Below are 13,029 nucleotides of genomic sequence, written 5' to 3' on the forward strand. Positions count from 1 at the left end.
CTTTATTTCCCCGCCACCATCGCCGTCGCAGCGGGCGCCGCCACGGCAGGAGCTGCGCTGCTCAGGCGCGGCTCCGCATTGTCACCCAGCTGCATCAGGCGTATATATGTTTTCGGACCCGCCAGGCCATCGGCCCGCAGGCTCTGGCTTTGCTGGAAAGCGCGCAGCTGGCTTTGCATCTCGGCATCGAGCGGCAGATTGGCGGCCGGCGCCGGCAAGCCCCGCTGTTGCGCCAGCCGCTGCGCCAGCCAATCCACGTCGGCGCCGCGCGCGCCCAACGGGACTTCGTCGCGCCAGCTGCGCGGGGCGCGCCAGAAGGTCGTGAAACTGCCATCGCTGCGCTGCGCCAGCTGAGCCAGCGGCAGGCTTTGCTGTTTGCCATCAAGCATCAAGGTGGCGGTGTCATCCTGCAGACGCGTCAACAGCGCCAGCTGTTCCGTGCCACCCGCATCGCGCAAGGCCAGCATGGCGGGACGGTCCAGCACGCGCAGCTCGGCGATGCCGCCCCGGCTGTGCAGGCAGCGCAGGCCGGCGCGGGCGCCCGCCTGGCAGGCGTCGCCGGCCGGCAATTGCTCGCCCCACAGGCTGGCCAGGTGGCGCAGCACGGCGTTGCGGTCCGGCACGCTGGCGGTCGCGGGCGCGGGAACAGGTGCAGCAGCGGGCACCGCCGGCGCCACCGCGACGGGTGCTTTCGCCACGGCCACTGTGGCAGGCGCGTGCGGCATGAAATGCCAGGCCAGCGCGGCCGTGAACAGCGCACCAGCCAGCACGCCGCCGGCCACGTGCGGCCAGCGCAAGCCCCGTCCGGCAGCCGGCTTGCCCTCTTCCGCAAACACTTCCTCGGCGGCACGGCGCAATATCTGGCGCGTCACCTGCGGCTGGTTTTCCACGTAAGCGCCCAGCAGCGCGCGGTCGCACAGCAGGTTGATGCGGCGCGGCACCCCCTTGCTCAAGGCATGGATGGGCGCCATCAAACGGGGCGCGAACGGCGTCTGCGCAGTGCTGCCCGCCACGGCCAGGCGGTGGCGGACATAGCTGGCCGTCTCGTCCTCCGTCAGCGAACCGAGGTGATAACGGGCGATCACGCGCTGCGCCAGCTGCTCCAGCTCTGGCCGGGCCAGCATGGCGCGCAATTCCGGCTGGCCGATCAGGATGATCTGCAGCAGCTTGCGCTCGCTCGTCTCCAGATTGGTCAGCAAACGCAACTGCTCCAGCACGGCGGCGGACAGGTTTTGCGCTTCATCGATGATCAGCACATTGTTCTTGCCCTGCGCATGGCTGGCCAGCAGGTGCGCATTGATGGCGTCGACATAGCCTTTCACGCTGGCCACGCCGGGCGCCACGGCGATGCGGAATTCCTCGCAGATCGACAGCAGCAATTCCTCGACAGACAGTTTCGGATTGAAGATATACGCGAGCTGGCAGTTTTCCGGAATCTGCTCCATGAAGCAGCGGCACACGGTGGTCTTGCCGGCGCCGATTTCGCCCGTCAGCAGCACGAAGCCGCCGCCGCTGCCCACGCCATACAGCAAATGCGCCAGCGCTTCGCGGTGGCGTTCGCTCATGAACAGGTAGCGCGGATCGGGCGCGATCGAAAACGGCGATTGCTTGAGCTGGAAATAATGCGTGTACATGGAGACCCTGCGGATGAAACGATCAAAATGCGCGGCGGCAAGCCGAGACCCTCAGCGGGTGCGGGCGGGCGGCAACGGCTTGTATTTGGCGCAATAGACTTTCGCCTTGCTACGGAAGTAGACGATTTTACTGCCAGGCATTGAACCACGGACAGGAAAGGCAGAATTGTCGAGTTTATTGAAGCGCAGGCCCGAGGCGCCGCGGATGGCCGGCTCCAGCTTTTCCGGCGTCGCGTCCGCCACCACGCCCATGAAGACGAGGGGACTGGTGTCGTCGCTGACGATCACGTCGGTAATCGGCGCGCCCCACAAGGTGGCGTCCGTGCGGAACCAGTAAGCGCCCCCTTCATGCTTGTAGGCGGGGCCGAAGGCCGTCAGCAAATACGCATAAAAAGCTTTGTTGTCGATCTGGTCGATGCACAGCACGGCATTGCCCACCACCTGCCCGAACGTGGACGGCGCCGGCTTTTGCTGCGCCAGCACGCCGGACACGGGCAGGCCAACGGCCAGCAGGGCGAACGCCGCCAGCAGGGCCGGCGCACGCCACGGGCGCGTCAATGAACGGCGCACGCGCATGATCAGCGCTTGCGCTCTTCTTTCTTGACCTTCTTGGCTTCCTTCTTTTCCTTCATGGTCTTGGCCGGTTCTTTCTTGGCTTCTTTCTTGCTGTCCTGTGCCTTGCTCATCATCTACTCCATGCCTGGGCGGAAATGCCTGGGCCATTATGACACTCCCCCATGAAAATGCCACGTCATTTCCCCAATGCAACAGACAGACCGCACCCGGCAAGCACAGGCAGCGCATGCACTTATTTGCAAAAAGACGTTTGCATTTTTGTTTTATTATGTTTTAATACACGAAATTTATAAATAGATATCATTCCGGTGCACTATAAGCAACGCCGGAAAGCATACAAACTGGGGACAGGACATGGGCCGGCATACGGCGGGACCATGTGTAATCGATTGACAGCCCTCGGCGGAAATAAAGAATATGATGAGAACAATGATCTTGCTGGGCGCGGCCCTGTCGCTCTGGACCGCTGGAAGCACGCATGCGGCGGGCACGGCGCCGGTTCAGAAGGCCAGCTACCAGGCGGCACCCGCCACCCTGGCCACGCGCCTGGCCAGTTTCCAGTCGCAAGACGCCAGCCTGCACGCCCCCGCTTCGCATGAACCGGGCACACATTCGCTGCTGCTGGTCACCATCGTGCTGCTGAGCCTGCGCATGCGCGCCAGGGCCACCACGAGCAGCGAAAAATTCAGTAACTGACGTGAAAACGGCCGCGCAAGGCGGCCGTTCCAGTCACACGTCAGCGTACGATCAGTGCAGGCACAGACGGCGGCGCGTCTTTTCGATCAGCGCCGCATCGTAGGGATACAGGTTCTCGATAAAGAACAATTCCGTTTCCGCCTCATCTTCCAGGCACATTTCGATCATGACCGGGCCATCGCTTTCGCGGCCCAGGAAATCCTTCGGCCAGCGGTTCTTGCGGTGCGTGCGCATCATTTCCATGCCCAGCGCGGCCAGCGGCGCCGACACACCGGCGGCCAGCGCCTCTTGCTGCCAGTCGTCCCAGTACTCGCTCTTTGCTGCCTTGTCGTTCATCATGCTCTTCCAACTCAGGTGTAAAAGCCGGACTTTACTCTTCATGGCGCCCCTTGCCAAGCATGCATGCAAGCAATACCGCATCGCCAACAACAGACCAGTTGGAAAAAATTGGCATTAAACAAGGCCAATTTCAATACCATTCACGAAACACAAAAACTCCTTTATTAACAATCGCTTGCAATCACACCCTCGGGCATGGCGCGTCATCGCGCAACGCATTTATTAATACCACTTAAATACCTGTTGACAAGCCATCGGGGCGACAATATAGTGCCTTCAGCTTTTTCGCCGCCCGACAAATAAAAGAACCGAGACAGGCGCACTCAACCAAATGCGGGACTGCACAACATGATCGAATACATAATCGGCGTCGACGGCGGGGGAAGCGGTACCCGCGTACGCCTGGCGCGCCTCGACGGCCAGGAACTGGCACAGGGTCAAAGCGGCCCATCCGGCCTGGGACTGGGCATCGAACGGGCGTGGACCTCCGTGGCGCATGCCGTCACCCTGGCCTTCCGCACGGCCGGCCTGGAACAACCCTCCTTGCAGCGCATGGCCATCGGCCTGGGCCTGGCCGGCGTGCACAACAAGCAGTGGGCGGCCAGCTTCGTCGAACACAATCCCGGCTATGCCGCAGTCGCACTCGAATCGGATGCCCTGACCACCCTGCTGGGCGCGCATGCGGGCCAGCCGGGCGCCATCGTTGCCATCGGCACCGGCAGCGTGGGCGAAGTGCTGCACGCGGACGGCAGCCGCCATGAAGTGGGCGGCTGGGGCTTTCCTTCCGGCGACGAGGCGGGCGGCGCCTGGATCGGTATGCGCGCCATCAACCATGCGCAGCAAGTGGTTGACGGCCGCGTGCCCGGCAGCGCCTTCGCCACGGCCGTCATCGACGCCTGCGGCGGCCAGCGCGACGCCATGCAAGTGTGGCTGGCCGCCGCCAGCCAGACCAATTTCGCGCAACTGGCGCGGCTGGTGCTCGAACACGCGGCCAGCAACGCCGTGGCGCGCAGCATCCTGACCGACGCGGGCCAGCAGATCGCCCTCATCGCCAGGGCGCTCGATCCGGCCGGCGCCTTGCCCGTGGCACTGTGCGGCGGCCTGGCGGCGCCCTTGTCGAGCTACCTGCCGGCGGAACTGTTGCAACTGGTCGTGCCGGCACAGGGCGACTCGGCCGCAGGCGGTCTGCGCCTGATACGCAAGCACTTGCAGGAGCAATGACCATGCTGGCCAAACTGTCCGCCTTCAAACCGAATCCCGCCAGCGACACGCCGCTCTACATGCAGCTGGCGAACATGCTGTCGGACGGCATCGCCAGCGGCGACTGGCGCGCCAACCAGGCCTTGCCTTCCGAGCGCGTGCTGTCGGAGCTCCTCGAAATTTCGCGCGTGACGGCGCGCAAGGCCATCGACATGCTGTGCGACCGGGGCATGCTGACACGCAAGCGCGGCTCGGGCACCTACATCACGCCCAAGCTGGAGCAGCCGCTGTCGCGCCTGACGAGCTTTTCGGAAGAATTGCGCCAGCGGGGATTTACGGCAGGCTCGCGCTGGCTGCAGCGCGACATCGGCTCGGCCGCGCCGCTGGAACTGCTGTCGCTGGGACTGTCGCCGCACATGCCGGTGGCGCGCCTGCGCCGCCTGCGCACGGCCGACGAAGTGGTGATGGCGATCGAGACGACCACCATCCCCGCACTGTACATGCCGGACCCGCAGCAGGTGACCGATTCGCTGTACGGCTACCTGGAGTCGCGCGGCACCATCCCGATGCGCGCGCTGCAGCATATCCGCGCCGTCAACGCCACGGCGGAACAGGCCAAGCTGGCCAATATCAAGACGGGTGAAGCCATGCTGCACATCACCCGTGTCAGTTATCTCGACAACGGCGCAGCGGTGGAACTGACCCACTCGTATTGCCGCAGTGATTATTATGAATTCGTAGCGGAGTCGCGCAGATGAGCAGCACTATCAAAGGCAATATCCTTACCCCCGGCGGCTGGATCCACGGCGCCATCGCCTTCGGCGAAAAAGTCGACAGCATCACCGGCGATTCCGTCCACCCGTCGGGCAACAGCGACGACTATATTCTGCCCGGCTTCATCGACCTGCACGTGCACGGCGGCGCCGGCAAGGACATCATGGAAGGCGGCGAAGCCGTCTACACCATCGCGGCCATCCATGCGCGCCACGGCACCACCAGCCTGCTGGCCACCACCATGACGGCGCCGCCGGAAGACATCGACATGGCCTTGACGGCCATCGGCATCGCCGCCAGGCACCGCCGCCCGAACACGGCGCGCGTGCTGGGCGCCCACCTGGAAGGCCCGTACATCAATTCCGGCAAGCTCGGGGCGCAGCCGAACTACGCGCGCGCCGCCACGCTGGCGGAAATCGAGCGCCTGCAAACCCTGGCCAAGCTGCGCGTCATCACCGTGGCGCCGGAAATCGCCGGCCACCTGGAGCTGGTGCGCGCCCTGGCCGACGCCGGCGTGCGCGTGCAGATCGGCCACACGCTGGGCTCCTATGAAGACGGCGTGGCCGCACTGGAACACGGCGCCATGGGTTTTACGCACCTGTTCAACGCCATGAGCGGCCTGCATCACCGCGAGCCGGGCATGGTCGGCGCCGCCCTGGCGCACGCCGAATACGCGGAGCTGATCCCCGACCTGCTGCACGTGCATCCGGGCGCCATCAAGGTGGCCCTGCGCGCCATCCCGCGCCTGTACTGCGTCACCGATTCGACGGCCGCCACCGGCATGCCGGACGGCGAATACATGCTGGGCCGCCACGCCGTGCAGAAATGCATGGGCGGCGTGCGCCTGCCCGACGGCACGCTGGCGGGCAGCACCCTGACCCTGGACCAGGCGCTGCGCAACCTGGTGGGACTGGGACTGGACCTGGCCGACGCGTCCAAGCGCGTGTCGACCAACGCCGCCGATTACCTGGGCCTGGAAGAACGCGGCCGGCTGGCCCCCGGCACTTACGCCGATCTGGTGGTACTCGATCGCGATCTCAAACTCAAAGCTGTGTATATAGAAGGAGAAATCTGTGACCTCAATGATGCTTAAAGAAGCCGTTTCCGCCGCCGAATGCGTCGCCCTGCAACTGACCAGCGACACGGAACGCTACGCGGAACTGGGCCGCAAATTGAGGAGCACCTCGTTCTCGACCGCGCTGACCATCGCGCGCGGCAGCTCCGACCACGCCTGCAACTACGTCGCCTACCTGATCATGGCGCGCCTGGGCCGCGTCGTGGCATCCCTGCCGATGTCGCTGGTCACCCTGAACAAATCGCCGCTGGTGACGCGCGATACCCTGGCCATCTCGATCTCGCAATCGGGCCAGAGCCCGGACGTGGTCGAACCGATCCGCTACTTCCGCGATGGCGGCGCCACCACCGTGGCCCTCGTCAACGACATCGATTCGCCGCTGGCGCACGCCGCCGAATGGGCCATGCCCCTGCGCGCCGGCAAGGAACAAAGCGTCGCCGCCACCAAGAGCTTCATCACCAGCCTGGTCGCCGGTGCGCGCATGGTGGCCCAGTGGCAGAACGATCCCGAGCTGTTGGGAGGGCTGGAAGCGCTGCCCGAAGCGCTGCTCGAAGCGACCCGCGTCGACTGGTCGCCCGCCATCGACGTGCTGGCGCCGGCCCGCAACATCATGGTCGTGGGACGCGGCATCAGCTTCCCCGTGGCGCTGGAGTCGGCCCTGAAATTCAAGGAAACCTCGGCCCTGCAGGCCGAAGCCTTCAGCGGCGCCGAAATCAAGCACGGCCCGATGGCCCTGATCGAAGACGGCTACCCGCTGCTGATTTTCGCCACGCGCGGCCCGACCCAGGCCGGCCTGCTGCAGCTGGCCACGGAAATGCGCGGCCGCGGCGCCAAGGTCCTGCTGGCGGCACCCGCCGACGTGGCCGAACGCGACCTGACCCTGCCCGTGGCGGCCACGCCCGATCTCGACCCGATCGTCGCCATCCAGTCCTTCTATGTGATGGCGGCAAAACTGTCGGCCGCGCGCGGCATGGACCCGGATGCGCCGCGTCACTTGAGCAAAGTAACAAAAACAAACTAAGCAATACCCAACCCGAAAGCGAAGACTGGGGTCGGACCCTGAGGGTCCGACCCCGGCACTTGCGGGGCCACTGGCAGGGATAATAATAATGATCAAGAGACTGTTGGCAGTGTTTGTCTGCGCGGGTCTGCTCGCGCCGCAGGCATGGGCTGCCGAGAAAATCGAATTCTGGACCTTCAGCATGAAGCCCAAGTTCACGCCGTATTTCAATGCGGTGGTGGCGCGCTATGAGGCGCAGAATCCCGGTGTCAAAATCGAATGGATCGACTTCCCGTGGGACGTCATCCAGACCAAGCTGGTCACGCGCATCGTGGCCGGCACGCCGCCCGCCCTGGTCAGCCTGAACGTGCCCTGGGCCGACGAATTTGCGCGCGACGGCTTGCTCACACAAGTCGATGGCCTGATCGCGCCTGCGCGCGCCAGCTACATTCCCAGCGCCCTGGACGACTTGCGCTTCAAGGGCCGCACCTACGGTTTTCCCATGTACAGCAATGTCGCGGTGATCGCCTTCAATACCGTCATTTTCAAACAGGCCGGGCTCACGCGCGGCCCCGCCAGCCTCGATGAACAACTGGCGTTCGCGCGCCAGATCGCGCAACGCACGGGCAAGGCCGGCATCGCCCCCGCCCTCTCGAAGATCGACGGCCTGTTCATGCAGCAGGGCCTGGCCGTCATCACCGACAACCGCGCCGTCTTCAATTCGCCGCAGCACGTGGCGCTGGTGCAGAAACTGGCCGACACCTACAAGGTCGGCGGCCTGCTGAAGGAAAGCCTGTTCGCCGAAGACAATTTTCCCGCCGTGATCGACGCCTACAAGGGCGGCCGCCTGGGCATGCTGCTGGCGCCGCCCACGGCCATGCAGCGCATCCGCGGCGACGCGAAAGATATCTACGCCATCACCGACGTGGCGCCCGCGCCGCTGGGTCCCACCGGCATCGCCGACGGCGGCTGGCTCGTGCACTTCGCCATCCCGAAAGGCGTGCCGGCGCGCCAGCTGCCCTCGGTGGGCAAGTTCGCGCGCTTCCTGACGAACGACGAAAACCAGCTGGCCTTCGCGCGCCAGGCCAGCGTCTTCCCCACCACCGTGAAAGCGGCGGCCGACCCGTTTTTTCTGTCCACGCCGCAAAACGCGGGCGCGGCCGAAAAGGCCGTGGCCGCCGGCGCCCTGTCGATGGGCCACTCGCGCACGCTGTACGTGGCCGGCATCGACGACTACGACGAACTGCGCCGCTCGCTGGTGAAGGCCGTCGAGGCGGGCGTGACGGGCAAGCAGGACGTGAAGCAGGCGCTCGACCAGGCCGTCGCCATCTGGAACCGCAAGCTGGCCACCCTGCCGCGCCACTAAGGACACCATGAAACTCGCCCACCGCCATACCGTGCAAGCCTGGTTGTTCCTCGCCCCGGCCCTGCTGCTGCTGGCCGCCTTTTCCTTCTGGCCCGTCGGCTACGGCTCCGTGCTGGCCTTCACCGACTACAGCCTGATACGCGAGACGCGCTTCGTCGGCCTCGATAACTTCCGCTACATTTTCAACAACGAGATGTTCGTCTCGGGCCTGAAAAACTCGCTGATGTTTTTGCTGATGGTGCCCTTCGTGCAGGTGGGCGCCATCACCCTCGCCGTGCTGGTGAACAACCGGCTGCCCGGCATCCGTTTGTTCCGCGCCGCCTTCTACGTGCCCGTGGTGACCACCGTGTCCGTGGTCGGCATCATGTGGGGCTTCATGTTCCACGAACAGGGGGCGCTCAATTACGTGATGATGACGTTAAAACTGGTGAACGCGCCCGTGGGCTGGCTGACGAACGACAGCCTGGCCCTGTTTGCCGTGATGTTCGTCACCCTGTGGCGGGGCCTGGGCTGGTACATGGTGATGTACCTCGCGGCCCTGCAATCGATACCGTCGGACATGCAGGAAGCGGCCATGCTCGACGGCGCCAACCGCTGGCAGCGCTTCTGGAAGATCACGGTGCCGATGCTGCGCCCGACCATCATGCTGTGCTCCATCCTGTCCGTGCTGGCGGCCTTGAAGGCGTACCAGGAAGTCGACGTGCTGACCCAGGGCGGCCCGATGAATTCCACTTTCACGGCGCTGTATTACGCGTATGACCAGGGCTTGAAGCACTTGAAACTGCCGCGCGCGCTGGCGGCCAGCTTCGTCGTCTCGCTGTTTTGCATCGCCATCGCCCTGCTGTGCCTGCGCTACCTCAAACCGAAGCACCGCTGACAGGGCAATGACCATGACAACCCGTTCCCGCCCCCTGAAAAAGCGCCTGCACATACTGGGCCACTATGCCGTGCTGTGCGCGATCGCCCTCGTCTGCGTCTTCCCGTTCTGGTGGACCCTGGTGACGGCCATTTCCACGCAAGGCAATATCTTCGCCTTCCCGCCCACCTTCTGGCCGAAGGCGCCGTCCTTCGAGAACTTCATCGAAGTGTTCAACGCGATTCCCATCTGGTCGTTCTTCAAGAACTCCGTGCTGATCGCCGTGTTCACCGTGTTCTGGAAACTGCTGCTGTGTTCCCTGGCCGCGTATCCGCTGGCGCGCCTGAAATTCCGTGGCCGCAAACTCGTGTTCGGCCTGATCCTGGCCACCCTGGTGCTGCCGTCCGAGGTGAACTTCCTCGTCAACTTCATCACCATCACGCAAATGAGCCTGGTCGACACCTACACGGGCGTGATCCTGCCCAACGTGGTGACGGCCGTGGCCATCTTGCTGCTCAAGCAGGCGTTCGAGGAAGTGCCGCAAGACCTGATCGACGCGGCGAGGGTCGATGGCGCGTCCGAGTGGGTCATCTTCAGCCGCATCATGCTGCCCCTGATTACGCCATGGCTGGCCACCGTCGGCATCCTGACGGCCGTCGAATCGTGGAACGAGTACATCTGGCCTTCCATCGTCATGAGCAAGCCCGATGAATTCCCCCTGTCGGTGGGCGTGCTGTATTTGCGCGGCACCTTCGGCAGCAGCACGCGCGTGATCGCGGCCGGCACATTGATCACCATCGTGCCGACCCTGCTCGCCTTCCTGTTTACCCAACGCTTCTTCATGCGCGGCATGGACGGCGCAGTCAAATGAAAACGTCTCTCGATAAGGAAGCCTCCATGCACGACACGCGCATCAGCACCAACATCAACAAAAAAGTACGCAGCCCGATCAGCTGGGTGCCCACCTTGTACTTCGCCCAGGGCTTGCCGTTCTACGCCGTGGCCCTGGTGGCCGGCCTGATGTTCAAGAGCATGGGCGTGCCGAACGACCAGATCGCCCGCTGGACGGGCCTGATCGGCTTTGCCTGGGTCTTCAAGTCGCTGTGGAGCCCCTTCCTGGAACTGGCGTCGAGCAAGAAGACCATGGTGGTGCTGTTCCAGTTCCTCGGCGGCCTGAGCCTGGGCCTGATCGCGCTGGCCCTGCAGACGCCGCTGTGGTTCGCCGCCTGCGTCGCCGTGCTGTTCGTCGCCGCGCTGGCGTCTTCCACGCACGACATCGTCTGCGACGGCCTGTATATCGCCAGTCTGTCGGACAAGCAGCAGGCGGCCTACGCGGGCTGGCAAGGCGCCTTCTTCAACGCGGGCAAATTCATCTCGCTGGGCGGCCTGGTGATCCTGGCCGGCTACCTGGAGAAAAAAATCGGCATCCAGCCCGCCTGGTCGGTCATCTTCCTGATCATCGGCGCCATGATGCTGTCGCTGGCCGCCTACCACCTGTGGGCGCTGCCGCAGGTGCGCAACGCGGCCGTGGCCGACAAGAGCGTGGCGGGCATCAGCCGCACCCTGTGGGACGTGCTGGTGGACTTCCTGAAAAAGCCCGGCATCTGGGGCATGATCGCCTTCATCATCCTGTTCCGCGCGGGCGAGGCGCAAGTGCAGACCATCGGCCCGCTGTTCCTGCGTGAAGCGCGCGAACTGGGGGGACTCGGCCTGTCGACGACGGAAGTGGGCGCCGTGTACGGCACGGCCGGCACCGTGGCCTTTTTGCTGGGCAGCATAGGCGGCGGCTACTTCACGTCGTGGCTGGGCCTGAAGCGCGCCATGTTTTTCCTGATCCTGGCCATGAACTTGCCGAACCTGGTGTTCTACTACCTGAGCCACAGCATGCCGACCGACCTGACCCTGATCACGGCCGCGCTCAGCGTGGAAATGTTCGGCTATGGCTTCGGCTTCGTCGGCCTGATCCTGTTCATGATGCAGGTGGTTTCTGTCGGCAAGTACCAGACGGCCCACTATGCGTTCGCCACCGGCGTGATGCAGCTGGGCTTCGTGCTGTTCAAGATGATCAGCGGCGACATCCAGACGGCGCTCGGCTACAAGACCTTTTTCCTGTGGGTGCTGGTGTCGGCCGTGCCCGTATTGATCCTGTCGCGCTTCATGCGCATCGGCCCGAAGGATACCTCCGACCCGTCTGACGCCGGCGCCACGTCCGCGCCGGCCAGCGCCAGCTAGGAATCGCACAACCCATGGCACACATCGTTTTAAAGAACATCGTCAAGCTGTACGACGACAAGCACCCCGTCATCCACGGCATCGACCTCGATATCCGCGACGGTGAATTCGTCGTCTTCGTGGGGCCGTCCGGCTGCGGCAAATCGACCCTGCTGCGCATGATCGCCGGGCTGGAAGACATCACGGACGGCGAGCTGCATATCGGCGGCCAGCTGGCCAACGATATCGCGCCGGCCGAGCGGGGCCTGGCCATGGTCTTCCAGAGCTACGCCCTGTATCCGCACATGACGGTGTACGAGAATATGGCCTTCGCCCTCTCCCTGGCCGGACATAAAAAGGCCGAGGTGCGCGCCGCCGTCGAGCGCGCGGCCGACATCCTGCAGATCACGCCACTGTTGAAACGCAAGCCGAAGGACCTGTCGGGCGGCCAGCGCCAGCGCGTGGCCATCGGCCGCGCCATCGTGCGCAAGCCCAAGGTCTTCCTGTTCGACGAACCGCTGTCGAACCTCGATGCCTCGCTGCGCGTACAGATGCGCGTGGAAATTTCGCGCCTGCACCAGGAATTGAAGACGACCATGATCTACGTCACGCACGACCAGGTCGAAGCCATGACCCTGGGCGAGCGCATCGTCGTCTTCAACGGCGGGCGCATCGAGCAGGTGGGCAGTCCGCACGAGTTGTATAACAATCCCGGCAACCTGTTCGTCGCCGGCTTCCTCGGCGCGCCGAAGATGAACTTCATCGCCTGCGAGGCCGTGGCCTGCGGCCCCGGCTCGGTGGCCGTGCGCCTGCCTGGCGGCGCCGTGATCGACATCGAGGCGCAAGGTGACGCTGTGGCGCCGGGCAACCAGCTGACCCTGGGCGTGCGGGCCGAGCATGTCAGCCTGCAGGATGGGGCAATGGCGAACAACAACGTCGTCGACGCCACCGTCAGCCATGTCGAATACCTGGGCGACGTGGCCATCGTTTACGCCAGCATGCGGGGCGTGACCGAGATGCTGGCCGTCAAGCTGCCGGCCGAGGAAGGCTTGCGCCAGGCGGGCGACGCCATGCGCCTGCATCTGCCGCCGCAGCGCTGCCTGCTGTTCGATGCCAAAGGGCAAGCCCTGGCGCGCACGTTTGGCGCTCCAGCCCAGCCGTTTATGTGACAATAGCCGTTGTTTACCATGCTGCCGCCCTTTGACTTGTGCGGTCAGGATGGCAGAATACGTGTTTTTTTAGATTCCCTGCCCCCGGCAAATGCCGCCGCACCCTGTTGCGGCAACCAGTACCGGAGCGTAT

Annotated in this window: 13 protein-coding genes; 10 read left to right on the forward strand and 3 right to left on the reverse strand. The window is 64.4% G+C overall.

All coding sequences use genetic code 11. From position 1 onward, the window contains the following. Positions 1–2 precede the first annotated feature (2 nt). Together OX462_RS21950 and OX462_RS21955 are read right to left on the reverse strand one after the other, a co-directional pair. Positions 3–1,634, reverse strand: a complete 1,632-nt coding sequence (locus OX462_RS21950; RefSeq protein WP_409027043.1) for an ExeA family protein — start codon at positions 1,632–1,634, stop codon at positions 3–5. Positions 1,635–1,685: 51 nt separating this feature from the next. Continuing rightward, positions 1,686–2,210, reverse strand: a complete 525-nt coding sequence (locus OX462_RS21955; protein WP_070313696.1) for a hypothetical protein — start codon at positions 2,208–2,210, stop codon at positions 1,686–1,688. 417 nt (positions 2,211–2,627) lie between these two features. On the opposite strand from OX462_RS21955, the gene OX462_RS21960 reads away from it, so the two are divergent. Further along, positions 2,628–2,906 (forward strand): hypothetical protein, encoded by a 279-nt coding sequence (locus OX462_RS21960; protein WP_139143662.1) that lies wholly within the window; start codon positions 2,628–2,630, stop codon positions 2,904–2,906. A 51-nt stretch (positions 2,907–2,957) separates the two neighbouring features. Here OX462_RS21960 and OX462_RS21965 read toward each other — a convergent pair whose 3' ends face one another. Beyond that, positions 2,958–3,245 (reverse strand): hypothetical protein, encoded by a 288-nt coding sequence (locus OX462_RS21965; protein WP_034759823.1) that lies wholly within the window; start codon positions 3,243–3,245, stop codon positions 2,958–2,960. 348 nt (positions 3,246–3,593) lie between these two features. Between OX462_RS21965 and OX462_RS21970 the strand changes: the two genes are divergently transcribed. The 9 genes from OX462_RS21970 to OX462_RS22010 all read left to right on the forward strand — a co-directional run bounded on the left by OX462_RS21970 (position 3,594) and on the right by OX462_RS22010 (position 12,896). Beyond that, positions 3,594–4,466, forward strand: a complete 873-nt coding sequence (locus OX462_RS21970; protein WP_070292152.1) for a glucosamine kinase nucleotide-binding domain-containing protein — start codon at positions 3,594–3,596, stop codon at positions 4,464–4,466. A 2-nt stretch (positions 4,467–4,468) separates the two neighbouring features. Beyond that, positions 4,469–5,203 carry a GntR family transcriptional regulator gene (locus OX462_RS21975; RefSeq protein ID WP_070221876.1) on the forward strand — a complete coding sequence of 245 codons (735 nt, stop codon included), beginning with the start codon at positions 4,469–4,471 and terminating at the stop codon, positions 5,201–5,203. Next, the gene (gene nagA / locus OX462_RS21980; RefSeq protein ID WP_070221836.1) at positions 5,200–6,312 is read left to right on the forward strand and encodes an N-acetylglucosamine-6-phosphate deacetylase; all 1,113 of its coding nucleotides are present in this window, start codon (positions 5,200–5,202) and stop codon (positions 6,310–6,312) included. Before OX462_RS21975 ends, nagA begins: the two co-directional genes overlap by 4 nt. Further along, positions 6,302–7,315, forward strand: a complete 1,014-nt coding sequence (locus OX462_RS21985; protein ID WP_409027044.1) for an SIS domain-containing protein — start codon at positions 6,302–6,304, stop codon at positions 7,313–7,315. The genes nagA and OX462_RS21985 overlap by 11 nt, the downstream gene beginning before the upstream one ends. An 88-nt stretch (positions 7,316–7,403) precedes the next feature. Next, positions 7,404–8,660 carry an ABC transporter substrate-binding protein gene (locus OX462_RS21990; protein WP_409027045.1) on the forward strand — a complete coding sequence of 419 codons (1,257 nt, stop codon included), beginning with the start codon at positions 7,404–7,406 and terminating at the stop codon, positions 8,658–8,660. Positions 8,661–8,667: 7 nt separating this feature from the next. Then, the gene (locus tag OX462_RS21995; protein WP_409027046.1) at positions 8,668–9,537 is read left to right on the forward strand and encodes a carbohydrate ABC transporter permease; all 870 of its coding nucleotides are present in this window, start codon (positions 8,668–8,670) and stop codon (positions 9,535–9,537) included. Between the two features lie 13 nt (positions 9,538–9,550). Next, the gene (locus OX462_RS22000) at positions 9,551–10,387 is read left to right on the forward strand and encodes a carbohydrate ABC transporter permease (protein WP_409027047.1); all 837 of its coding nucleotides are present in this window, start codon (positions 9,551–9,553) and stop codon (positions 10,385–10,387) included. A gap of 26 nt (positions 10,388–10,413) precedes the next feature. Continuing rightward, entirely contained in the window at positions 10,414–11,748 is a 1,335-nt protein-coding gene (locus OX462_RS22005; RefSeq protein WP_409027048.1) for an MFS transporter, read from the forward strand. Between the two features lie 14 nt (positions 11,749–11,762). Then, positions 11,763–12,896: an ABC transporter ATP-binding protein gene (locus tag OX462_RS22010; protein ID WP_070313690.1), complete on the forward strand. Its 1,134-nt coding sequence runs from the start codon at positions 11,763–11,765 to the stop codon at positions 12,894–12,896. Positions 12,897–13,029 lie beyond the last annotated feature (133 nt).

The organism is Janthinobacterium aestuarii, assembly GCF_046113285.1.
Classification (GTDB): domain Bacteria; phylum Pseudomonadota; class Gammaproteobacteria; order Burkholderiales; family Burkholderiaceae_D; genus Janthinobacterium.